Origin of the sequence: Virgibacillus flavescens (assembly GCF_050574275.1) — a bacterium.
GTDB classification, from domain to species: Bacteria; Bacillota; Bacilli; order Bacillales; family Amphibacillaceae; genus Virgibacillus_F; species Virgibacillus_F flavescens.
Genome location: NZ_CP192260.1, coordinates 3,210,079 through 3,231,849, shown reverse-complemented (window position 1 = coordinate 3,231,849; position 21,771 = coordinate 3,210,079). Strand labels below are relative to the sequence as shown.

Annotated in this window: 28 protein-coding genes; 24 read left to right on the top strand and 4 right to left on the bottom strand. The window is 40.0% G+C overall.

The window, feature by feature from the left end; translation table 11 throughout:
• The 23 genes from VBD025_RS16255 to VBD025_RS16145 all read left to right on the top strand — a co-directional run bounded on the left by VBD025_RS16255 (position 1) and on the right by VBD025_RS16145 (position 18,276).
• Entirely contained in the window at positions 1 to 792 is a 792-nt protein-coding gene (locus tag VBD025_RS16255; protein ID WP_430791462.1) for a DUF817 domain-containing protein, read from the top strand.
• A 41-nt stretch (positions 793 to 833) separates the two neighbouring features.
• Positions 834 to 1,316: a DUF2975 domain-containing protein gene (locus tag VBD025_RS16250; RefSeq protein ID WP_430787362.1), complete on the top strand. Its 483-nt coding sequence runs from the start codon at positions 834 to 836 to the stop codon at positions 1,314 to 1,316.
• 10 nt (positions 1,317 to 1,326) lie between these two features.
• Complete coding sequence (locus VBD025_RS16245) at positions 1,327 to 1,530, top strand: helix-turn-helix domain-containing protein (protein WP_430787360.1); 204 nt, start codon at positions 1,327 to 1,329, stop codon at positions 1,528 to 1,530.
• Positions 1,508 to 2,263 carry an isoprenyl transferase gene (locus VBD025_RS16240; protein WP_430787358.1) on the top strand — a complete coding sequence of 252 codons (756 nt, stop codon included), beginning with the start codon at positions 1,508 to 1,510 and terminating at the stop codon, positions 2,261 to 2,263. The genes VBD025_RS16245 and VBD025_RS16240 overlap by 23 nt, the downstream gene beginning before the upstream one ends.
• Before the next feature lie 143 nt (positions 2,264 to 2,406).
• Positions 2,407 to 2,763 carry a YobA family protein gene (locus VBD025_RS16235; protein WP_430787356.1) on the top strand — a complete coding sequence of 119 codons (357 nt, stop codon included), beginning with the start codon at positions 2,407 to 2,409 and terminating at the stop codon, positions 2,761 to 2,763.
• Positions 2,764 to 2,816: 53 nt separating this feature from the next.
• Positions 2,817 to 3,173 (top strand): YobA family protein, encoded by a 357-nt coding sequence (locus VBD025_RS16230; RefSeq protein WP_430787354.1) that lies wholly within the window; start codon positions 2,817 to 2,819, stop codon positions 3,171 to 3,173.
• A gap of 103 nt (positions 3,174 to 3,276) precedes the next feature.
• Entirely contained in the window at positions 3,277 to 3,867 is a 591-nt protein-coding gene (locus tag VBD025_RS16225; protein ID WP_430787352.1) for a hypothetical protein, read from the top strand.
• 41 nt (positions 3,868 to 3,908) lie between these two features.
• On the top strand, positions 3,909 to 4,835 hold the full coding sequence (locus tag VBD025_RS16220; protein ID WP_430787350.1) for a phosphotransferase family protein: 927 nt from the start codon (positions 3,909 to 3,911) through the stop codon (positions 4,833 to 4,835).
• Between the two features lie 196 nt (positions 4,836 to 5,031).
• On the top strand, positions 5,032 to 5,562 hold the full coding sequence (locus VBD025_RS16215; protein WP_430791460.1) for an HAD-IIIA family hydrolase: 531 nt from the start codon (positions 5,032 to 5,034) through the stop codon (positions 5,560 to 5,562).
• 137 nt (positions 5,563 to 5,699) lie between these two features.
• Positions 5,700 to 6,677, top strand: coding sequence for a serine hydrolase domain-containing protein (locus VBD025_RS16210; RefSeq protein WP_430787348.1), 978 nt, complete (start codon positions 5,700 to 5,702; stop codon positions 6,675 to 6,677).
• A 135-nt stretch (positions 6,678 to 6,812) separates the two neighbouring features.
• On the top strand, positions 6,813 to 7,277 hold the full coding sequence (locus VBD025_RS16205; protein WP_430787346.1) for a VOC family protein: 465 nt from the start codon (positions 6,813 to 6,815) through the stop codon (positions 7,275 to 7,277).
• 134 nt (positions 7,278 to 7,411) lie between these two features.
• Positions 7,412 to 7,876 carry a VanZ family protein gene (locus VBD025_RS16200; RefSeq protein ID WP_430787344.1) on the top strand — a complete coding sequence of 155 codons (465 nt, stop codon included), beginning with the start codon at positions 7,412 to 7,414 and terminating at the stop codon, positions 7,874 to 7,876.
• A 122-nt stretch (positions 7,877 to 7,998) separates the two neighbouring features.
• Positions 7,999 to 8,190, top strand: a complete 192-nt coding sequence (locus VBD025_RS16195) for a DUF6366 family protein (RefSeq protein WP_430787342.1) — start codon at positions 7,999 to 8,001, stop codon at positions 8,188 to 8,190.
• Between the two features lie 53 nt (positions 8,191 to 8,243).
• Positions 8,244 to 8,549: a hypothetical protein gene (locus VBD025_RS16190; RefSeq protein WP_430787340.1), complete on the top strand. Its 306-nt coding sequence runs from the start codon at positions 8,244 to 8,246 to the stop codon at positions 8,547 to 8,549.
• A gap of 50 nt (positions 8,550 to 8,599) precedes the next feature.
• Positions 8,600 to 8,971 carry a nuclear transport factor 2 family protein gene (locus tag VBD025_RS16185; protein WP_430787338.1) on the top strand — a complete coding sequence of 124 codons (372 nt, stop codon included), beginning with the start codon at positions 8,600 to 8,602 and terminating at the stop codon, positions 8,969 to 8,971.
• A gap of 32 nt (positions 8,972 to 9,003) precedes the next feature.
• Positions 9,004 to 9,849 carry a class I SAM-dependent methyltransferase gene (locus VBD025_RS16180; RefSeq protein WP_430787336.1) on the top strand — a complete coding sequence of 282 codons (846 nt, stop codon included), beginning with the start codon at positions 9,004 to 9,006 and terminating at the stop codon, positions 9,847 to 9,849.
• An 82-nt stretch (positions 9,850 to 9,931) separates the two neighbouring features.
• Positions 9,932 to 10,819 carry a hypothetical protein gene (locus tag VBD025_RS16175; protein ID WP_430787334.1) on the top strand — a complete coding sequence of 296 codons (888 nt, stop codon included), beginning with the start codon at positions 9,932 to 9,934 and terminating at the stop codon, positions 10,817 to 10,819.
• A gap of 66 nt (positions 10,820 to 10,885) precedes the next feature.
• Positions 10,886 to 11,290 carry an NUDIX hydrolase gene (locus VBD025_RS16170; protein ID WP_430787332.1) on the top strand — a complete coding sequence of 135 codons (405 nt, stop codon included), beginning with the start codon at positions 10,886 to 10,888 and terminating at the stop codon, positions 11,288 to 11,290.
• 69 nt (positions 11,291 to 11,359) lie between these two features.
• Positions 11,360 to 11,842: a GNAT family N-acetyltransferase gene (locus VBD025_RS16165; RefSeq protein ID WP_430787330.1), complete on the top strand. Its 483-nt coding sequence runs from the start codon at positions 11,360 to 11,362 to the stop codon at positions 11,840 to 11,842.
• 73 nt (positions 11,843 to 11,915) lie between these two features.
• Positions 11,916 to 13,895: a S9 family peptidase gene (locus VBD025_RS16160; RefSeq protein ID WP_430787328.1), complete on the top strand. Its 1,980-nt coding sequence runs from the start codon at positions 11,916 to 11,918 to the stop codon at positions 13,893 to 13,895.
• A gap of 32 nt (positions 13,896 to 13,927) precedes the next feature.
• Positions 13,928 to 14,764 carry a hypothetical protein gene (locus VBD025_RS16155; protein WP_430787326.1) on the top strand — a complete coding sequence of 279 codons (837 nt, stop codon included), beginning with the start codon at positions 13,928 to 13,930 and terminating at the stop codon, positions 14,762 to 14,764.
• A 272-nt stretch (positions 14,765 to 15,036) separates the two neighbouring features.
• Entirely contained in the window at positions 15,037 to 17,070 is a 2,034-nt protein-coding gene (locus tag VBD025_RS16150) for a copper-translocating P-type ATPase (RefSeq protein ID WP_430787324.1), read from the top strand.
• Between the two features lie 120 nt (positions 17,071 to 17,190).
• Complete coding sequence (locus tag VBD025_RS16145) at positions 17,191 to 18,276, top strand: NAD(P)-binding protein (protein WP_430787322.1); 1,086 nt, start codon at positions 17,191 to 17,193, stop codon at positions 18,274 to 18,276.
• Between the two features lie 54 nt (positions 18,277 to 18,330).
• Here the strand turns inward: VBD025_RS16145 and VBD025_RS16140 are convergent, their stop codons facing one another.
• Both VBD025_RS16140 and VBD025_RS16135 read right to left on the bottom strand, forming a co-directional pair.
• Positions 18,331 to 18,948 carry a chloramphenicol phosphotransferase CPT family protein gene (locus tag VBD025_RS16140; protein WP_430787320.1) on the bottom strand — a complete coding sequence of 206 codons (618 nt, stop codon included), beginning with the start codon at positions 18,946 to 18,948 and terminating at the stop codon, positions 18,331 to 18,333.
• A gap of 161 nt (positions 18,949 to 19,109) precedes the next feature.
• On the bottom strand, positions 19,110 to 19,559 hold the full coding sequence (locus VBD025_RS16135) for a GNAT family N-acetyltransferase (protein WP_430787318.1): 450 nt from the start codon (positions 19,557 to 19,559) through the stop codon (positions 19,110 to 19,112).
• A 206-nt stretch (positions 19,560 to 19,765) separates the two neighbouring features.
• Between VBD025_RS16135 and VBD025_RS16130 the strand changes: the two genes are divergently transcribed.
• Positions 19,766 to 21,019 carry a YeeE/YedE family protein gene (locus VBD025_RS16130; RefSeq protein ID WP_430787316.1) on the top strand — a complete coding sequence of 418 codons (1,254 nt, stop codon included), beginning with the start codon at positions 19,766 to 19,768 and terminating at the stop codon, positions 21,017 to 21,019.
• Between the two features lie 68 nt (positions 21,020 to 21,087).
• On the opposite strand, the gene VBD025_RS16125 is transcribed toward VBD025_RS16130, so the two are convergent.
• Both VBD025_RS16125 and VBD025_RS16120 read right to left on the bottom strand, forming a co-directional pair.
• Entirely contained in the window at positions 21,088 to 21,321 is a 234-nt protein-coding gene (locus VBD025_RS16125) for a hypothetical protein (RefSeq protein ID WP_430787314.1), read from the bottom strand.
• Positions 21,322 to 21,368: 47 nt separating this feature from the next.
• Positions 21,369 to 21,749 (bottom strand): SLAP domain-containing protein, encoded by a 381-nt coding sequence (locus VBD025_RS16120; protein WP_430787312.1) that lies wholly within the window; start codon positions 21,747 to 21,749, stop codon positions 21,369 to 21,371.
• Positions 21,750 to 21,771: the final 22 nt, after the last annotated feature.

Sequence of the window (21,771 nt, the reverse complement as noted above, 5' to 3'; positions counted from 1 at the left end):
CTGGGGGAAAACAGGAAGTCACAAAACAGGAGTGCTCTGAATCAGCTCGTTCGTTTTGGCTGGCAGCAGGCGTTATCGTGCTTGTTTCCTGTCGTTATTTTTGCCTCTTTGGCCATAACAGAGGTTGTGCCGCTTCCTTTCCTGCCGAGGTATGACTGGCTGCTCATTATCTGCTTGCTGATGCAGGTTCTGATGGTTCGGACTGGGCTTGAAACAAGCGACGAGGTCAGGGTGATCACCTTGTTCCACTTGATTGGTCTTGCGCTTGAACTTTTCAAAGTACATATGGGTTCGTGGTCGTATCCCGGGGAAGGTTACTCCAAGATTCTTGGCGTCCCGTTGTACAGCGGATTCATGTACGCAAGTGTCGCGAGTTATCTGTGCCAGGCATGGAGAAGGATGGACGTAGAACTGATTAAGTGGCCGCCGTTTCTGGTAGTGGTCCCGCTTGCGGCAGCGATTTATTTAAATTTTTTCATCCACCATTTCTGGATCGATATACGCTGGTGGCTATCCGCGCTCGTAATTATCGTCTTTTGGAAATCCTGGGTCTCCTACAAGGTTGGTGGTACCAGGTACCGAATGCCGCTTGCGCTTTCGTTTGTGCTTATTGGATTTTTTATATGGGTCGCCGAGAATATTGCGACGTATTTTAATGCCTGGAAATATCCGTACCAAACCGAAGCATGGAGTCTCGTTCATCTGGGGAAGGTGAGTTCGTGGCTGTTACTCGTGATCGTCAGCTTTCTTATTGTTGCGACGCTGAAGCGGGTTAAGGGGAGGAATGGGTAGGAGGTTTTGTTTTTTAATAATAAATAAGTGAGGTGCTTTTTATGAAACGTGGATCAACGCTTTTTTTAAAGATAACGGTCATTCTGATGGGAATTCCAATTCTTGCTCTATGCATATTTGTGGTGCCGGCAATAGCGAAGTTTGCAGGAGAGTTGTATCCGGATATGGCTGCAATTAAATATATCGTGGTAATTGGTATGTACGCAGCTTCATTATTCTTTTACCTCGCGCTGTATCAGGCATTAAGGCTATTAAGTTTTATTGACAGGAACGAAGCTTTTTCAGAGCTATCTGTAGGTTCTTTAAAGGTGATAAGAAACTGTGCCATCGTAATTGGCAGTTTGTTTGTATTTAATTTACCGCTGATCATTCACATGGCGCACGTGGACGATGCTCCAGGGCTTGCAGCAATCGGAATGGTGATTATTTTCGCCTCGTTTGTGATTGCCGTTTTTGCAGCTGTTCTGCAAAAGCTGGTAAGAAATGCGATCGATATTAAATCAGAAAATGAATTAACGGTCTGAGGTGACGAATATGGGAATAATAGTAAATATAGATGTCATGCTGGCTAAGCGAAAAATGAGCGTAACGGAACTTTCGGAGCGGGTTGGAATTACGATGGCTAACCTTTCTATTTTAAAAAACGGAAAGGCAAAAGCGGTTCGTTTAACTACTTTAGAGGGGATTTGCAAGGCGCTGGATTGTCAGCCGGGCGATGTTTTGGAGTATAAAGATTAATGATAAAAAGGGGGTCAATTCAGTGGAAAGTCGTGTGCCCGAACATATTGCAATCATGATGGATGGAAATGGGCGATGGGGCAAACAGCGAGGAATGACCAGAAGTCAGGGCCATTATGCAGGTTCGAAGGCGATGGAGAATATTATTAATGTGGCGCTGGAACTAGGTATACGTGTTTTGACTCTTTATGCATTTTCAACGGAAAACTGGACCCGGCCGAAAAAGGAAGTAAAGTATTTAATGGACCTGCCTGCTAAGTATCTCAAGGAAAAATTACCGGAGTATAAAGCGAAAAATATAAGCATACGGATATCTGGGGATATTGATGGACTGCCTAAGCACACGGCCAAGGCTGTTAACGCGGCGGTTTCGGAAACGAGGGGGAACGATAAACTTATTGTGAACTTTGCGCTGAATTACGGCGGGAAAAACGAAGTAATAACGGCTGTGAAATCCATTTTGAGAGATATTCAGGATGAACGTGTGACGCTTGAAGAAGTAGATCCTAAACTGATGGATAACTATCTATATACCAGTGGATTGCCCGATCCCGATATCATCATCCGAACAGGCGGCGAACAAAGAATCAGCAACTTCCTGCTATGGCAGTCCGCCAACTCCCGGTTATGGTATACAGACACATACTTCCCCGATTTCACGAAGGAGTTGCTGATTCAAGCAATAGAAGAAGCGGGACAGGGGGACGGTTCTTCTGTCCCAGTCAACAGGTAGATTAAGATCGGTAGTAATCGGTCTTTTTTCTTTGAGATTTCGATTCTGAAAATTTTGATTAAATGTAACATGTAGGAGGAGAATTATGTTAATATTGGGACAAGGGGGACGGTTCTTTTGTCCCGGTTAGGGGGCAGTCTTGGATGAAACATATTTTAATGATAACTGTGATTGTTATGTTAGTTTTATCAGGTTGCTCCGGGGAAGAGCAGGAATTTACCGGCAATCCATCCATTGAAGGCTATCTTGTTGATGTACAAGATAAGTCGATTTTAGTCGTTAGTGGAATTACAAAAGAACAGGCGGTAAATATGACTTGGAATGATCTTATTCGAACAGATGATAAGAAATACAATGCTCATGAGTTCCACATTGATAGTTTTTTTGATTCATTTTCTGAGTTTGAAAAGGGGCAAAAAGTGAGAGTGTGGGGTAAGGGTGGAGAAGCGGAATCGTATCCACCGCAGTCCACTTTAGGAAGAATAGAACTTGTGGAATAAAGCGGCGGGACAAGGGCGACGGTTCTTTTGTCCCGCTTAGGGGGCGGACTTGAATGAAACATATTTTAATGTTAATTGTGAGTGTTATGTTTGTTTTATCAGGTTGCTCCGGGGAAGAACAGGAATTTTCAGGAAAACCGACGATAGAGGGTTATCTTGTTGATGTACAAGATAAGTCGATTTTAGTCGTTAGTGGAATTACAAAAGAACAGGCGGTAAATATGACTTGGAATGATCTTACGCAAGGAAACGATAAGATATATAAGGCACATACGTTTTACATTGATGATTCTTCCACTACTTTTGTGGAGTTTAAAAAAGGGCAAAAAGTGAGAGTGTGGGGAAAAGGTGGAGTTAGAGAGTCATTTCCGCCTCAGTCTGATTTGGGGAAGATAGAGCTTGTGGAGTGAAGTATGTTGAGGAGTCATGGTGGCGGGACAGAGGGACGGTTCCGTTGTCCCGGAGAACGGGACAAAAGAACCGTCCCTTTGTCCCATGGAAGGTGTGGTTTTCATGCGAGATACAGTTTTAACTGAGCTAAGAGTGATATATTATTCGCTTCTGATTTGGTTTCGAAAGCCACCTGCCGAATTGGAATTGGAGCAAGATATTTTTACGTATCACAAGTCGTCACAGATAAAAACGTTTGTCATTTTATTTTCTATCTTAATCGTGGTAGAGGGCGCATTTTTCCATTACCTCATCTACCAATGGAACTACTTACTCGCTTGGGTTTTTACGGTTCTTAATATTTATGCGTTGCTATACATAATTGGGTTATATAATTCAGTGAAATTTTTACCGCATTACATACATAAAGACAAACTCGTTATTCGACTTGGCTTTCAAAGCAGTGTTGAAATTGATATTGCTAATATTGAGAACGTTGCTAGAGCTAATGAGAGTGAATTTGGAGTGAGAATGCCGAAAACAACTTACTACGCGTTGCTGAAGATTGATACTCCAGATTATGAGATTTCATTAAAAGAACCAGTAGTGATGAAGTCTTCTTATGGTAAGAGTCACAGCGTGGATACGGTTGTGTTTCGGGCAGATGAACCGGGTAGGATGATTGAGGGGATACGAGGTAATGATGCGAATTAAAGTGATGTGAAGTAGTTTTTTTAGATAGGTAGGTGGAAAGATTGAGTAGTAAAGAAGCGGGACAGAAGAACCGTCCCCTTGTCCCATTGTTGATGAATAATAACTATATTGAAAACGTTAAGCAAGTATACCCTGATCTATGCATTGAAAACTGTAAACCTAACGACATTGGACAAAATAATGATGTGTTAATTATAAACGAATCTTTGGTTTTTAGATTTCCGAAATATAAACTTGGGATAGTACAATTAAAAAAAGAGACGGAAATTTTTGAATACATCAGGGATATAGTTTCCATTACTATTCCTCATCCAATTTTTCAATCTTTTGAAGTCATAGAGATAGGTAAAGTATTTAGCGGATATAGACTAATTGAAGGGTCACCTTTATGGAAAGAAAGCTTAGAAAAGATTACAAACCCGGAATTGCTAAAAAGCTTGGCATCGCAACTTGTCACTTTTCTAATAGATGTTCATTCTATTTCAAAAGAAAAAGTAAGTGATGTTCTGAATCTTGAGGATAATGATCCGAGTGAAGAAATGCACGAACTGTTTCATAAAATACAAAATAAACTTTTTCCTTTTATTAGAAAGGAAGCTCAAAACGAAATCGCTCAATCTTTTAAAACTTTTATAGGTGGTAGAGCTTTCTTGAATTTAAAAACAACACTTATTCATGGAGATTTCGGAGCATCTAATATTTTATGGAATCCAGAAAAAAGTAAGATAACAGGAGTAATAGATTTTGGCGGTTCAGGTTTAGGAGATCCTGCGTATGACTTTGCTGGGCTGTTGGCTAGTTATGGTGAAGAATTCTATAAAATGTGCATTAACTTATATCCCAATGGAGATGAAATTTCAGAGCGTGTAAAGTTTTACAAAAGCACATTTGCATTACAAGAAGCATTGCACGGAATTGAGAATAGCGATAATCAAGCATTTGAAAATGGAATTAAGAATTATCGCTAGTGGGACAAGAGGGACGGTTCTGTTGTCCCGCTTAAGGGAGCTTGAATGAATCATATACTAATAGTAACTGTTACTTTATTTTCTCTTATCAGGTTGTGAAAAGAAATAACAATATTTGTACCGCTAATAGGTGCAATTCTCGAATCAGGAATCGTATCTCATAAAGTAAGGAAATTGAAAGGGGATTTAAGTATTGATAGGAGACGAAATTCAAGCGGTGTTCATTGATCGTGATGGAACTATCGGTGGAACTGGACATTTTATTCATCCAAATGATTTCACCGCATACCCATTTAGTCAAAGTGCATTTAATTTATTGAAGGAAAATAATATTAAAACATTTGCCATTACCAATCAGCATCGAATAAGTAGGGGAGAAGCTACTGTAAGTGATTTTTATCAAGAGTTTATGTCATACAAATTTGACGATGCATTTATTTGTCCTCACAGCCCAAATGACGGATGCGATTGCCATAAACCCAAGCCAGGTTTACTAATAGATGCGTCAAAAAAATATAATCTGGACCTAAAGAAAACGGCAATAATTGGGGATGTTGGTTCAACTGATATGCTAGCTGCTCACGCTGTAGGGGCGTTAAAAATTTTAGTGTTAACTGGTTGGGGAAAAAGTTCCTTACATCAATACCGATCTATGTGGGCAAACATTGAGCCTGATTATATTGCAGAAAACTTATTGGATGCTGTGAAGTGGCTGATTGAGAAATAGAATACAAAAATCCTTGTGTAATGGATGTACGCCGAGAATGTATTTTTTAATGGGAAATTTATTTAAAGATGTAATTTTCAACGATAGATCGGCAGGTGAAAAAATTGAGGAGTAGAGCTACACGAGATTCTGATAGATTGATTTCACACCTAAAAGAAACCCAAGAGTCCATGTACTCATCTGCAGCGGCTTCTGTAATTATGCAAGATGGTGAAATAGTGTGGGAGTGGTACTCGGGATACCATAGCTATCGGACAGCAGCAAAAAATGTGGGTGTGAATTCACAGTTTAACGTAGCGTCATGCAGGAAAACATACATAGCTTTCACTGTTGCATATGCTATATTTCATGGCAAGATAAAGAGCATTGATGATAATGTTGACGACTATTTAAAAGATTTTAAATTAAAAGGTGTAAAAATTAGACATCTTCTCACACATTGTCACGGTCTCCAAGAACAAAGCGGGAAAATCGTACAGATTTTTCCACCAGGTACCGACTGGCAATACAATAATGCAGGGGTAAACCTTTTGATCAAAATCGTTGAACACACTGCTAAAAAAACAATATCGGGGATCCTGCTAGAGAATGCATTCGAGCCAATGGGACTTACTCGTACTGGTTGGAAGACTAGTAAAGAAGACAATTTAATATTCAATGTACATGAAGATACTGATGTTTTGGGACCCAACGACAGCTCAAGGGGGGATCAAAGTAATTTGTTTACTAGTGCCCGGGAATTCGCCTTTTGGGGGAATTTGCATTTGAATAAAGGTAATTTCAATGGTCACCAACTTTTATCTGCTTCCTTGTTCGATGAACTTATCACCATTCAGAGTCCAGACGTATTAACCCGTAACTTACCTAGACATGGTTATTATTGGTGGGTACAGGGAGACAATGACTTTCCGATGAATCAAATTGGAGAGCAGGTTCCCTCTGGTTCATTTCAAATTTTAGGATATACAGGCTGTGCCTGCTTAGTAATCCCAGATTATAATCTGGTTGCTGTTAGAATGTTAAATCAAACAGGTGAAGATCAGCATCCTGATTTTAATTACTTAACTGAAATACGGCAGTATGGGGATATAGTTAATGAGATATTTGGAGGCTGAATAATTGGGAGATTGTGAGATTCTGCAACAGTTTTTTCTAGCTAGTTTTAACATGGAAAGCTTAATTTGTTGAAGGGACAAGGGAGGGACAAGGGGGACGGTTCTTTTGTCCCACCAGAAAGGAGAAATAAATTAATGATAAAAGGTTTGTACGAAGCTCATTTACCAGTTAGTAATATCGAACAGTCTATAGAATTTTATCAAAAGTTAGGATTAGAATTAGCTTATAAAGGAAAAAGAGTTACTTTCTTTTGGATAGAAAAGGGAAAAAGCTGGTTAGGTTTATGGGAATGCGAAGAATCACAGATACCATATCATCCATCAATAAAACATGTAGCATTTCAAGTGGAACTTGAAGATATAGAGAATGCTAGAACCTGGTTAAAAGAGAAAGAGATAAATGTTAAAGAAAGCTTTGGCTATTCTCAAGAACAGCAGCCACTTGTTCTTGCAAACAATCCGCATACACATGCTGCAATTTACTTCCAGGACCCTGACTGTAATTCATTGGAATTTATTTCACCCCTAAAGCTTGATGGTGAGAAATTCTTTGAAATGATGGAGTTGAAGGATTGGTTTAATCAAGAAGAACGTTCTTAATAATTATTGACCATTTGAGTCTAAACCGGATGTGATAGGAAACTCTAGTGTTTTTGTTTGTTGGCATAATGATTTTTATAACCATAAAATGATTTTCTTTTATGAAAAATTCAAAGAAATAATAGGTGGAGAGTATGAAGAAGGTAATCAGGATTGTTTTTGGCATTAGTTTCATAATTTATTGCTTACTGTTGTTATACTTATTGTTCTTTGGGAGTCGGGCTCGCATAATGTCTGATCTTACGTTGTTAGAATATATAAAAAGCTCTTCAAATTTTGTTCCTTTTAAGACGATCCGTTCATATTTTCTGGTCATGTTTCAGGGTAGTATGAATGCTGAAATACCTATAATAAACTTGTTTGGTAATGTAGCTGCTTTTTTACCAATGGGTATCTATTTGCCGTTTATGATAAATAAATTAAATAATCTGGGCAGATTTATTATGGGGATGTTTGTGTTGTTATTCTTTATTGAAACTGCAAAAGTGGTTACTAGAAGAGGAAGTTTTGACGTAGATGATTTCATTCTTAATATGTTTGGGGCATTGATTGGTTTTGCGATTTGGAGATTAAAGGTTGTTCAGAAACTGATTTACTAGTTTTGCGGGACGGTTCTGCTGTCCCCGGGACAGGAGAACCGTCCCTTTGTCCCACCAAAATAAATAACTTGGCAGTGCTCTTGAATAAGAAAAGAATAGTAGTTCGATCGAGGAGGCTTCAAATGAATGATGAAAGAGAAACTCCAGAGATTAGTAGAGAAAAAATGAGGCAGGAAGAACTAAAAGGAAACCCAGCTGGAAGTGTTCATGGTGGAGGACTTGCTGATTTAGTTGGGAGTATGGGGTGGAAAGGTACTGGATTATTAATACTTGTATTAATAGCAGGCATCATTATTGCCTCGTTTATTTTCTAAGTATGCGGGACATGGGGACGGTTCTGTTGTCCCAGAAAAGGGTGAGTAGTTTTATGAAAAAGAGATATGTTATTTGTGCGCTGTTTATCCTTTTAATTTTTTTATCCATAGTTACGAATCCTTCCAAGCGAGACTATATTAATTTTGTCGATTTCAATGAAGAAAAATTGGAAGCATCTTTCTCAGATAATGTTGATCTGGAAGTGGAAAGAATTAATTTTCTCTTGTTTTCAACTTATTCTGTGATAGAGGTGCGAACTGATTCACATTCAGCAGTTGATTTAGGTTTCATGGGTCATTTTTTTCGGATTTCTGATGGTCAATACGATTATCCATGGTGGTTAGAGCTTTTTGACTAAATCGCGTTTCGCGTTTAATGAAATAACAAATGTTTGAAAGGATGATTTGAATGAATTCAAACAAAGAGAATGCGCTGTCGTTTCTGCAACTTGTAACAAATGGGAACGTTCGTGAGGCATACCTTAGTCACGTAGCTTCGGATTTTTGCCACCACAATCCCAATTTCCCTGGGGATGCAAAGTCACTTATGTTAGCAATGGAAGAGGATGCAGCCGGGAATCCTGATAAAATTATTGGAATTATACGAGCTATTGAAGAGGGAGACAGCGTAGTAGTGCACTCGCATGTGAAACAAAATACTGAGGACTTAGGGTGGGCGATTGTCCATATATTCCGTTTTCAAGAAGACAGAATTGTAGAGTTGTGGGATTTAGTTCAAGCAGTGCCTGAGAATTCGATTAATAAGAATGGTGTATTTTAGCGGGACAAGGGGACGGAAGGGAAAGTGATGTAATGAATGAAGATGTTTTAGATTCCATTGTGGATTGTATGGCTGCTAGTGAGAAGTCGCTACATGTGCAAAAAGTTCAAACAGAGCACCGGATAAAGCTAGTTGAGTCGTGGGGTATAAAAGCTGGGAGCAAAATTTTGGAGATTGGATGTGGGCAGGGTGATACTACTGCTGTCCTGGCACATTTTACAGGGGGAAAAGGACTTGTACATGGTATCGACATTGGCCCGCCAACGTATGGGAGTCCAGTTTCAATCGGTGATTCTGCAGATTATTTATTGAAATCCAAGCTTGGTAAGCAGGTGAAAATAGATTTCAATATGGATATATTGTCTCCAGAAGTAGATTTTCCGAAAGATTCATTTGATTATATTGTATTTTCTCAATGTTCCTGGTACACAAAATCCACAGGTGAACTACTGGATATAGTGAAAAAAGTAAAGTCATGGGGAAAACAGCTATGTTTTGCTGAATGGAGCACAGATTTAGACTCTATTGAACAGTATCCACATCTCTTATCTATTTTGATTCAGGCACAATATGAAGCATTTAAACATGATAGTGAATCGAATGTAAGATCCCTGATGACCCCCAAGGATATAAAGTCAATTGTACAACAAGCCGGATGGGATATAACAGAGGAGTCGACCATTAATTCACCGGAATTACAGGATGGGAAATGGGAAGTAGATTTAGTCATGCATGATATTAATTACGAGTTGAGTAAAACGGAGAATATGCCTGAAAAATTTAAAGAACTAATTCGATCCGAAGTCTTAATGCTTGAATCATCTATCGAATCCAGAGAAATTAAACCACTCTCTGTTTATAGTTTCATAGCTTTATAGAAGGGACAGAGGGACGGTTCTTTTGTCCCTGGGACAAAAGAACCGTCCCTCTGTCCCGAACCAATAGTAGAGGTGATATAAGTTGAAGATTGAAATTCAACCATCTAAAGAGATTATTGAAAAGTGGATAAGGGATTATGTTCCTGAGAAAGACATATTTTTTCTTCCAGAGAAGAATCTCAAATCCATTGATGGGTATTTGCAGAATGCTTTGGTCATACCACGAGAAGAATTCTTTCAGCATAAATCGTACAACCAGATACAACTTGCAAATAGTTACGAGTCTTGGAATATATCGTTGGAAGCAGAATACGTAATTGTAGCACCTCCGGATTGGGTTAATAGTCTTCCTTCTAAAACAAAAGCACAGCTGTTTCATATTCAAAAGGAAATGGGACGAGGATTGATTTATCCCGTTTTGGATTTATCGATAGAAGCATCTTTTTTTAAAGACTATATTATTGAAGTAGATGAAGCATACTTTTTAATTCTGCAGCGAGCAATGTGGGATGAGCTTTCTTTTACACTTAAGGAAAACCTTATTAAAGCGTTTGCTCAGGAGTGGGAAGATTGGACGTGTTACGCGTTTCCAGAAAAAGCTCCTTTATATTTAAAGAAATTTGCTAATTCCTTTCCATCTGCTGCTGGAAGTAATTGCTTATCTACAGTGTTATTTTCCATTACTGAACAAGAATGGATGATTTATGAATGGATACATCCGCAAACATTCATTCAAAAATTAATACAAGCCAACTACTCATTAACATCTAGCCAGGAATGTAAAGCAGGGGACGTTGTTACTTGGGAAGACAAAGAAGGCGTTATTCAACACGCATCCTATCACATTGGATCTAATCTATTTTTCAACAAGAACGGTCAAACATTTTTTAATCCTTGGAAAATAGTTGATTTTAATGAATTCAAGGATCAGTGGAATAAATATAGATTGAGAGTTTATCGTAAGATGTAGGATAAGTGAAAATTGTGGATGGTGAAACTTTGAAACAAATCAGGTAGAAAGGTAGATAGTAGTGATATGGTTAGAAGAGATAGAGGTTCAGTAGTCCTAATAGAAAATAAAAAGGTTGCACTAATTAAAAGAATTAAGAATGGTTCAGTCTATTATGTTTTTCCTGGTGGCGGAATAGAGAGAGGAGAATCTCTAGAAGATGGAGCAAAAAGAGAAGCTTTCGAAGAATTAGGAGTTGAAATTAAAATTAATGAGTGCTTGGCAGAGATTGAATTCAACGGAACACAATACTTTTTCTTATCCGAAATAATAGGAGGAACATTTGGAACAGGAAACGGGGAAGAGTACATAGACGAAGATAGTGAAAGAGGAACGTATTTACCAATGTGGGTAGATATAGAAAGGTTATCGTTTTTAGAAGTTAAGCCAAAAGAAATTGCGTTAAAGGTTCAAGTGCTACTTAAAAAATAAGGGACAAGGGGACGGTTCTTTTGTCCCTGGGACAAAAGAACCGTCCCCTTGTCCCGCAGAGGTGATGACATGATTGAAATACGAAGGGCTAGGACAGAGGATATTCCTTTTTTGATGGATATGATCTATGTGTCGATTCATATTCCGGAAAATAAACCTTCGAAATTTGAGGTGCTGAATCAACCGCATATTAGGAAATATCATGAGGGCTGGGGAAGTGCAACGGACCGCGCACTAATAGCGTTTAATGAGGAAAATATGCCTGTTGGAGCGGTATGGTATCGACTGTTTAGTGAAGAAAATCAAGGTTATGGTTATGTGGATTGGAACACTCCAGAGCTGGGATTAGCCGTAACAGAAGATGCCAGAGGTCAGGGAGTAGCAACTAAACTGATGGAAGGTATTATGGATCAGGCTGTTGTTGATCGGTATACTTCCATATCTTTAAGCGTGGATCCAACAAACATATCTGCGGTTAAACTTTATCAAAAGTTAGGATTTAAAAAATGTAGTGTGAGTGGAACCTCATGGACGATGAAAGTTGAATTATAAGGGACAAGGGGACGGTTCTTTTGTCCCCGGGACAAAAGAACCGTCCCCTTGTCCCACTTTAGGAGGGTTATGGATGAGTGAAAAGTATTTATCGATAGAGGAAATGGTTTCGTTGCCTCAGTTTCAGGATACTGCTGTTAGCGATGATGGGCAGCGGGTGGCTTTTGTGAAACAAACTACCGACTGGGATGAGGATGCGTATGTTAAACATGTGTGGGTTTACGAAAGAGAAAGTGGTAAGAGCTTTCCGTTAACTGCTGGCAAGCAACAAAGTACACAACCTCGTTTTTCGCCGGATTCGCAAACCGTTGCATACATAAGCAAAGAAGATGAAGACGACAAGCAAAAGAAACAAATTTTCATCCAACGCAGAGGGGAAATGAATGCTGTTCAGATCTCACATGCTTCCAAAGATGTAGAAAGCTTCAAATGGTCGCCGGATGGAAATGGTATATTTTTTATCGCAAAACGACCAGAAACGGAAGAAATGAAAAAGCGTAAAGAGATGTACGGTGATTTCACCTGTGTGGACCGGGATTTTACGTACAATTCCTTGTATTATCTAGCCATTGAAAGTAATAAAAAACAGACGGATCTTTTCTCGCTTCCGAAAGATTTGCGGAATGATAAGGATGAGAAAGAGGATACGCCAGCATTGTCATTGACTGATTCAATGAATATACATGTTCAGCACTATGATATCTCTCCTGATGGCAAAAGAGTTGTATTCAATGCTACTCCCACGCCAAAGATCGTGGATTATTTTGATCAGAATATCTATCTGCTAGAGATAGATACGAAGGAAATCACCAAACTAGACTGTTCGACGCTGAATGGCGGAACGGTTCTTTTTTCACCAGATGGTTCGAAGCTATGCTATAACCGTTTCGTAAAGGAAAAAGCGATGTTTAATAATATGACATTGGAGATTTATGATTTAGAATCCCAAAAAACTTCGCAGCCAGTAATTGATATCGATGAAAATGTGATACCGGTACGTTGGGTAGAAGCGGGGATGTTGATCACGTGGCAGGAGCGAACGAATTACTTGGCTGGGCTTGTTACGGAGAATGGTGACATGACGCCATTGGTCGATCAGACGGATATGGTGGCGACGCGGCCATCCATTACGTCAGATGCTAAAACGTTTGTCTGCATTAAAGCGACGTCGCAAAAAGCTGAAGAAGTGTATGTTAACGGTCAGCGAATAACGGATCAATATAAATATTACGATGAAATAAAGCTGAGCAAAAAAGAAATTATTCAGTGGGAAACGAACGATGGACTGGAGATCGAAGGAATATTGTCCGTGCCGACTGATTATGACGCTGCCAAGTCCTATCCGTTACTAGTTGCTGTACATGGTGGTCCGGCGGGAACTTCTATTGCTACTCCGACGACAAACCTTTATCAGCCGATCGAATCGTTTGTCGAAAAAGGTTTTCTAGTGCTGGAGCCTAATTACCGAGGAAGCACGGGGTATGGGGAAGCTTTTCGAAAAGCGAATTACCGCAAGCTGGGAGTTGGCGATTACGAAGATGTGATCTCAGGCGTGGATTATCTTATCCAGACGAAGGGAATTGACCGGGAAAAAGTTGGGATTCTTGGCTGGAGTCAGGGTGGCTATATCTCGGCGTTTTGTGCAACATACAGTGACCGTTTCCAAGCAATATCGGTCGGAGCGGGCATTTCCAATTGGATGACGTATTACGTGAATACTGATATTACGAATTTCACCAGATCTTATCTGGGAGATACCCCGTGGAACGATGAGGAAATTTACCGGAAAACATCACCAATGACTTATATTAATCAAGCATGTACGCCTACTTTGATTCAACATGGTGAAAAGGATTCACGTGTACCAGTGCCAAACGCATTTGAATTATATCGCGGGCTAAAGGACGTCGGCGTTCAGGCAGAGCTGGTCATCTATAAAGGAATGGAACATGGATCGAACAAACCTGGATTGAGCAGAGCGATTCTTTCCCAAAATTTGAATTGGTTTTCACACCATATTTTAGATGAACCATTGGATGAAGATCGGAAGTAATATTTTTTTAGAAAAGGAGGTTTTCTCTATGTGTGGGATTTGTAAATAAACATAGTGAAAGAGATTCTATGTTGCCGATGCATAGAAAAAATTTAATGGACAGAATCGAGCAGGATTTACTCCATGATGATCATGTTTTGGCATTATTTTATGGAGGTTCGATAGGAAATGAAAATACGGATTGCTATTCGGATATTGACCTTAGGGTGGTTATCAAGTCTGAAAAAATAAAAGAATATATCAGTGAGAAAAAGATCCGTCCATTAACTTGGGGAAAAGTTCTTTATTTTGAAGACGCTAATCCTTTATCAAATTATACGGTCGCACATTATGATTCCTTTGTAAAAGTGGATACCTTCTATTATAAGTTGGATGATTTGCAGCCGTCCGTGTGGTTGGAAAATAGTAAAATCAAAAAAGATACAACCGGGATGATAGCTGAGATATTGGGGAAATCGAAGACACTGACCTATGAAACGACATTAGCAGAATTCGAGCTTTGGCGAACGAAATTCTTTGCCTATTTGCATGAAGCATATCGAAGAACAAGGAGAGGTGAATATTACTATGCATTAAATTGTGTGGATAGCATGCGATTATCCATGTGTACTGCATGGTGTATGGAGGCGGGTGTTCAACCCAACGCATTCGGTGACTGGGCAAAGTATGAAGGAGCGAGAAGCGGCTTTGAGCCTTGGCAGAAATCGCTACTTGAAGACTGGGAATGTGTAAGAGATCCAGTAGAAATAATGAATGTTATGAGAAGCATTGTTCCAGCGTTTAGGAACGTTCATGAATCGCTGTGCAATAATTTGGGAGTAGAAGTAGATTCGGAATGGGTTGATGAGATAATAAATAAAGTTATGTAAGGGACAAGGGGGACGGTTCTTTTGTCCTCGGGACAAAAGAACCGTCCCCCTTGTCCCTACTTGTCCCTAATAGAAATGGATTCTGAGGGTTATACAGATGTATGACTCTCTTTTTTATGCGATCGAATTAACCTTTTTGCGAGTTTCCGCATTTTTAATGAGCGTGAGTTATAAATAAGTTAATGTAGCCAATACTAAATAGACAAGTTTACCCTATACCCCTATAGGGTAATTATATATTAAACAACGATGAAAAAATTGGAGGTATCGAAATGACTGAACAGATGAATCACAGTGAAACAAATCATGATCACCAGCATAATGAGGATGAACATAGTGGGCACGATCATCACGATCATCACGCACATATGATGGAAGATTTTAAGAAAAGGTTTTATATTTCATTGATTTTTACCATTCCTATTCTGATATTGTCGCCAATGATTCAAGAGGCAATCAATGTCGACTTGCGTTTTACAGGGGACTTATACATCCTTTTTGGATTATCAACGATTGTATTCTTTTATGGCGGATGGCCATTTCTTAAAGGTATGGTTGATGAAGTTAAACAAAAAGAACCTGGTATGATGACCTTGATTGCAATGGCAATTATTGTTGCATATGGCTATAGTACGTTAACAGTATTTGGCGTGGAAGGGCGTAACTTTTTCTGGGAGTTAGCTACTCTGATTGATATTATGTTAATTGGTCATTGGATTGAAATGAAATCAGTAATGAGTGCTACCTCTTCGCTTGAGAAATTAGTCGAGCTGATGCCGAACACCGCTCACCGTCTTAACGAAAACGACGAAACGGTAGTGGTAAAAGTTGCAGATTTACAAAACGGTGATCGTGTTCTTGTGAAGCCAGGTGAAAAAATTCCCGCGGATGGTATCATTACCAAAGGTCGATCTGAAATTGATGAATCAATGCTGACAGGTGAATCAGTTCCTGTCTTAAAAGAAATGGATGCGGAGGTAATTGGTGGATCGGTTAATGGAGAGGGTTCACTTACCATTTCAATTGAGAAAACTGGGAAAGACAGCTATCTATCACAAGTTATTACGATGGTTCGGGATGCTCAGAATTCACGTTCTCGTACACAGGATTTGTCCGATCGTATGGCTAAATGGTTATTTTATGTTGCTATGGCTGCTGGTTTAGTTACATTTATCATTTGGATTTTTGTTGGTCCGTCCTTTAGTTATGCATTGGAGCGAACCGTAACAGTTATGGTTATTGCTTGTCCTCATGCCTTAGGATTAGCAGCTCCATTAGTCGTGGCAAAATCGACAACGCTCGCTGCAAAAAGTGGATTACTTATTCGAAAGCGCTCTAGTTTTGAAGAAGCCAGAAAGATCGAAGCAGTGATATTTGATAAGACTGGTACATTGACAATGGGCGAATTTGGCGTAAGTAATGTAATTTCAAGTGGAGATCTAAGTGAAGCAGAAATTGTAAAATATACGGTGTCACTTGAGTCACAATCTGAACATCCTATTGCTAAGGGAATCGTCAACTATGCGAAGGAACAAAATATTGAATACCCTCAGCCAAATGATTTTGAGTCTTTAACTGGAAAGGGTATTCAAGGTGTAGTAGATAATAAAAATGTAAAGGTGGTTAGTCCTGGTTACTTAAAGGATAACGATATAGATTTTGATCAATCTAAATTTCAGCCATTAAGTGAAGAAGGAAAAACAATATCGTTCCTTTTAATCGATGACAAATTAGAAGGATTCGTTGCACTTGCGGATCAAATAAAAGATAGTTCAAAAGAAGCGATTGCGCAGCTGAAATCGATGAACATTGAAGCAATGATGCTGACGGGTGATAGTGATAAAGTTGCACAATGGGTAGGTAAGCAATTAGATCTTGATGCGATTACTGCAGAAGTTCTTCCTGATGAAAAAGCTGACTTTGTCAAGCGGATTCAAAAAGGTGGAAAGCGCGTTGCTATGACCGGTGATGGTGTAAACGACGCTCCGGCATTGGCTAACGCTGACTTAGGAATTGCAATTGGTGCAGGGACAGATGTAGCAATGGAAACCGCAGATATTGTTCTAGTCGAAAGCAATCCGAAAGATGTGGTTAACATCTTGGATTTATCAAAAGCTACGTATCGAAAAATGATTCAAAACTTATGGTGGGCAGCGGGATATAATATCATTGCTATTCCGTTAGCGGCCGGGGTGTTGTTCCCAATTGGTATCGTGTTAAGTCCAGCAGTCGGTGCACTGCTTATGTCACTAAGTACCGTAGTAGTTGCTATAAATGCTCGACTGTTTAATTATGAAAAGCAATAGGGACAAGTAGGGACAGGGGGACGGTTCTTTTGTCCCTGGGACAAAAGAACCGTCCCCCTGTCCCGATGTATGAATTCCATACTATGATTCATACTAAGTAAAAAAAGTGGTGGTTCGGGTATGAAAATAGCGATTATGGGTGCTGGGTTGTCTGGTCTGGCTTGTGCACTAACGCTTGAAAAGCATGGGTATCAGGCGGATATTTTTGAAAGGAGGGGGATGGTTGGAGATCGCTTCATTGTTGCGGAAGCGATGTTTGCCATGTTCCATAAACCGTTCGATGATATGGTTAAATACTTGACGGAAGAGCATGACATCCATCTCAAACCTACCTGCAATACTCAAAGGGTTTATAGTCATTCTGAGAATGAGTCATCTTATGTTGATGGCCATTTGGGCTTTATTAATATGAGAGGAAAACATCCGGAATCCTATGAGAAGCAGCTTGCCAGTCAGCTGAAGGGGAAGATTCAATTTAATCAGAATGTCACGTATAAGGATGTCTCAAAAGAATATTCCCATGTGGTGCTGGCTACAGGTGATGCGCTGGACACGGAAAAACTGCAGCCGTATGAAGTAGCGTTTAAAGCCAATTTCAAGGGCGCAATAATGGAAGGGGATTTTAATCAGACGGAAGTACATACGTTTTATAATAACGACTTTGCACCAAAAGGAATGGCGTACATCCTCCCGCATTCAGATCATGAAGCAACGCTTGTAAACGTTTATCCGCAATATCCTGAAAATGAAAAATTGGATAAGGACCTGCTTTTTGAAAAAAGCGTAGCCGAGTGTTCAAGAATTTTGGATCAGGATTTTACAATAAAAGATGAGTTTTCGATAAAAAATTATCGAGTAGGCAAGACGGAGTTTCCAAGGATCGGAAACACATTTTTTGTAGGAAACTGCTTTGGAGCGATTACACCTTTATTTGGCTTCGGACAATTTGAATCGATGTTAACGGGTATCTATGCTGCACACGATATCGTTGGAATAGGTGATTATTCAGAGCTAGTTAAACCACTTAAGCAGAGCTACCACGATTCATTGTCATTGAGACGAGCAATTGAAAAATTGGATAACAAGCAACTGGATCGCGTAACCAAATCACTCAATAACAAACTGGTGGAGCAACTGGTAACAAGCAAAAATGTTAACTTTCTGAAGCTATTAAGCCGAGCCATTCACCCATTCGGCCGGAATTAGGGACAGAGGGACGGTTCTTGTGTCCCCGGGACACAAGAACCGTCCCTCTGTCCCTTACCTTTTCACATTCATTTGGAAAGCTGTAGGTGGGGGACCTTCTTCGAGTCGCTGGCGAATTACATCGGCACATTCTTCAGGGTTCAGTTCGGAAGTATCGACTTCTACGTCATATATACCTGGCATATGGACGAACTGCTGCCATCGTTTGATTGGAGTTGGGATAGAACCGTCTTCGGCATAGCCGATTTTCCATGTATCTATCCGCCGTTTCATGATGATCTCGATTGGACAATGTATTCCCACGAAAATCACTGGAAGCTCCTTTAGTATCCGTGCACAATTTGAAAGAATCCCCTGGGATAAAGAATATCCGTCATGATGACCCACATCCACAACGACGTTAATTCCTAATTGACTATGTACCGCGATCGATTCATACATAGCTTGATACATAAGAGCAATGAGAGGCTCAAGATCTGGCCGCTCACCTCCAGGTCGTAATCCAATCCCGGGCTGATAGCGTTCTGGCGTCATTTGCATGTACTGATCGACGCCTATGTTCATCCACAATCCTTTAAATGTGTTCTGAATTTCGTAAGCAATGCTAGATTTCCCTGATCTTGGAGCACCATTTAGAATTACGATTTGTCCTGGATTTTTTATCTGTGACATGCCTTATTCCCCTCATATGTAGCATCAAAATTAAATTTTCTGGTTGAAATGAAATCTGAATTTAGAATTCCTGAACTTAGAAAATAATCCAAATGTATGCATAGCTCGATCCCGCGATTTAGCATGTAATGCAGAACCAGAACCTAGTAGAACTGCCTTTTCTATAGATCTTGTGAGAGTCTAACCATATCGATGACTTGGATTCCATTTTCAAAAATGGGTTCATCATAATGTCTAACAAAAAAATCGCGATCAATAGATGTCATTCTAAAACCGCATTTTTGATATAATGCCAATTGAACGACTCCTGAATTGCCAGTTCCTATTTCAATGGTTTTAAAACCTTCACGTTTTGCCGTCTCAATTGCATGGAGAACAAGTTGCTTTCCATAGCCCTGACCATGATAGCCTTCATTCACCGCTACATTTACAATTTCTGCAGTCTCAGGTCGAGTGGGTATTAGCACATATGTACCTAAAATTATTCCACCATGCTCCATAATGAAGCACTTACCTCTTGAAACGTATTCTCTGACAAGCTTTTCTGATGGATCTGCCAACAATAACAACTCTAATGGCAATGCTTCATCCTTATATAATTCTCTTATCAATTCATACACCTCTGATTTCAATATATTCCAACAAGTATACCATCTTTTCTTCAAGATGCGGGACAGAGGGACGGTTCTCTTGTCCCTGGGACAAGAGAACCGTCCCTCTGTCCCGCTATCCCAAACCAATTCGTTGACACTAAATTAAACACCTATTAAGATGATAAAGTAATTCCGACTAATTTTATCAGAAAAGGGTGTTATAGATGTCAGTAAAAGTTGAACCGGTAGACGAGGTGAAAGACCCCGTTGAAAAAGATAATACGAGGCTGAACGAACCTCAAACAAAATTAATCATCGGCGTACTAATTGTTACAGCAATTTTAATGATATATTTAATGGTCACACAGGCAGTAGCACAGCCAGTATTACTTCTGATTGGTCTGTTGCTTGGATATACATTATTCCACGCGCGTTTTGGCTTTACCTCAGCATTTCGCAGAATAATGTCAGTAGGAAACGGTCAGGCAATGCGGTCACACATGCTAATGCTGGCAGTAGCGGTTACGCTATTTGCTCCAATTTTAGCATTCGGATTTTCCTTCTTTGGAGGAGATGTAGCCGGGTATGTGTCACCAGTTGGTGTTAGCTTGTTCGTTGGTGCTTTTATATTCGGAATCGGCATGCAGCTTGGCGGCGGGTGTGCATCTGGTACACTCTACGCGGTAGGCGGCGGGCGTACGGTAATGTTTGTCACGCTGTTATTTTTTATCATAGGAGCAACAGTTGGCGCCTACCATCTGCCATTCTGGACAGAAGATCTACCAGCTTATGAACCTATTTCTCTAGCAACTTCCACCGGACTTGGCTATGGTGGCGCATGGGCAGTGTCTATCGCATTGTTCGCTATCATCACATGGATTACGTTAGTTGTGGAGAAGAAGAAGCGTCCACCAAGAATGGCGCCGAAACCTTCGACAACTGGCTGGAAACGGATTTTCCGCGGTTCATGGCCATTGTTCGCAGCGGCAATTGCATTAGCTGTTCTGAATGCATTGACGTTAATGACTCGCGGTGCTCCATGGGGTGTTACTTCTGCCTTTTCACTATGGGGATCAAAAGTTGCGATGTTCCTAGGTTTTGATGTAGAATCCTGGGGATATTGGCAAGGTGCAAGTGCAGAGGTATTACAGTCATCGATTTTTGCAGATTCAACAACTGTATTAAATTTCGGAGTTATTTTAGGAGCATTCCTTGCTTCAGCAGCAGGGGGACTTTTCAAATTTACTAAACTGAATCCTAAAAATATAGCTGCTTCCGTCATCGGAGGATTGTTACTTGGGTATGGCGCGCGACTTGCGTTCGGCTGTAACATCGGTGCATATTTCGGCGGCATCGCATCGTTCAGTGTTCACGGCTATATCTGGGGAATCATGGCACTAGCAGGTACCTTTATAGCACTCTACCTCCGACCACTATTCGGACTATCCGTCCCCAAATCAAAAGACTCATTCTGTTAGGGACGCGGGGACGGTTCTCTTGTCCCAGCCACGCCACCATGCGAGAATTTCGTATGGTGGTTTTTTGGTTACCTTATTATGACCACTACGATCGTTCCAATAAAGATAAAAAGCCAAATAAAGGTATACAAATAACCTTCTATTTTTTTGCCTTTTTTAATATCATCTATTCCAGAAAAGATGAACAAAGCAGATCCTAATAAAAACAATACTTCAATCGGAGGCTCAAAACTACTATCCATTAATGAATAGCCGAGCACACCCACAGTAACAATTAATAAAACAAACCTCAAAATTTTCATAATAATCACCTTTCGATAGAGACAGAGGGACGGTTCTGTTGTCCCAGTCACTTATCGGTGAAGCATAGCACTCCGCCCTTGAAGTCTTCAGAACTACTAAAACTATCCCTAGGAAAAATAAACGTCCAAGGCATGCTCGTTTGTTTTTCCACGGTTAATGAATACGAAAAAGTATGCGCAGCGAACACAGTTTCATTTACAATGTATGACAGACGTCGATCAAGAAAGGAAAAATCCTCGTTGCTCGTATTATGAATCAAAACCATCACCAATAGTTCGCCTCGATGATTTTTTGCTTGTGAAATGGGAGTAAATTGGATATTTATATCGGGTGCTAAATCGGCATTGTTGAAAATCTGTTTAATCCGGTCCCGGTCCTGCTCTGCAATCGTCTTATCCCATTTGGATTCAAATATTAGCCTTTGCACAGAAATCACCTCCATTTGTACG

Excerpts from the sequence above, each read along its gene's own strand:
- VBD025_RS16250 (WP_430787362.1), top strand. The coding sequence starts at position 834 with ATGAAACGTGGATCAACGCTTTTTTTAAAGATAACGGTCATTCTGATG.
- VBD025_RS16245 (WP_430787360.1), top strand. The coding sequence starts at position 1,327 with ATGGGAATAATAGTAAATATAGATGTCATGCTGGCTAAGCGAAAAATG.
- VBD025_RS16240 (WP_430787358.1), top strand. The coding sequence starts at position 1,508 with ATGTTTTGGAGTATAAAGATTAATGATAAAAAGGGGGTCAATTCAGTG.
- VBD025_RS16235 (WP_430787356.1), top strand. The coding sequence starts at position 2,407 with ATGAAACATATTTTAATGATAACTGTGATTGTTATGTTAGTTTTATCA.
- VBD025_RS16230 (WP_430787354.1), top strand. The coding sequence starts at position 2,817 with ATGAAACATATTTTAATGTTAATTGTGAGTGTTATGTTTGTTTTATCA.
- VBD025_RS16225 (WP_430787352.1), top strand. The coding sequence starts at position 3,277 with ATGCGAGATACAGTTTTAACTGAGCTAAGAGTGATATATTATTCGCTT.
- VBD025_RS16205 (WP_430787346.1), top strand. The coding sequence starts at position 6,813 with ATGATAAAAGGTTTGTACGAAGCTCATTTACCAGTTAGTAATATCGAA.
- VBD025_RS16200 (WP_430787344.1), top strand. The coding sequence starts at position 7,412 with ATGAAGAAGGTAATCAGGATTGTTTTTGGCATTAGTTTCATAATTTAT.
- VBD025_RS16195 (WP_430787342.1), top strand. The coding sequence starts at position 7,999 with ATGAATGATGAAAGAGAAACTCCAGAGATTAGTAGAGAAAAAATGAGG.
- VBD025_RS16190 (WP_430787340.1), top strand. The coding sequence starts at position 8,244 with ATGAAAAAGAGATATGTTATTTGTGCGCTGTTTATCCTTTTAATTTTT.
- VBD025_RS16185 (WP_430787338.1), top strand. The coding sequence starts at position 8,600 with ATGAATTCAAACAAAGAGAATGCGCTGTCGTTTCTGCAACTTGTAACA.
- VBD025_RS16180 (WP_430787336.1), top strand. The coding sequence starts at position 9,004 with ATGAATGAAGATGTTTTAGATTCCATTGTGGATTGTATGGCTGCTAGT.
- VBD025_RS16170 (WP_430787332.1), top strand. The coding sequence starts at position 10,886 with ATGGTTAGAAGAGATAGAGGTTCAGTAGTCCTAATAGAAAATAAAAAG.
- VBD025_RS16165 (WP_430787330.1), top strand. The coding sequence starts at position 11,360 with ATGATTGAAATACGAAGGGCTAGGACAGAGGATATTCCTTTTTTGATG.
- VBD025_RS16160 (WP_430787328.1), top strand. The coding sequence starts at position 11,916 with ATGAGTGAAAAGTATTTATCGATAGAGGAAATGGTTTCGTTGCCTCAG.
- VBD025_RS16150 (WP_430787324.1), top strand. The coding sequence starts at position 15,037 with ATGACTGAACAGATGAATCACAGTGAAACAAATCATGATCACCAGCAT.
- VBD025_RS16145 (WP_430787322.1), top strand. The coding sequence starts at position 17,191 with ATGAAAATAGCGATTATGGGTGCTGGGTTGTCTGGTCTGGCTTGTGCA.
- VBD025_RS16140 (WP_430787320.1), bottom strand. The coding sequence starts at position 18,948 with ATGTCACAGATAAAAAATCCAGGACAAATCGTAATTCTAAATGGTGCT.
- VBD025_RS16130 (WP_430787316.1), top strand. The coding sequence starts at position 19,766 with ATGTCAGTAAAAGTTGAACCGGTAGACGAGGTGAAAGACCCCGTTGAA.
- VBD025_RS16125 (WP_430787314.1), bottom strand. The coding sequence starts at position 21,321 with ATGAAAATTTTGAGGTTTGTTTTATTAATTGTTACTGTGGGTGTGCTC.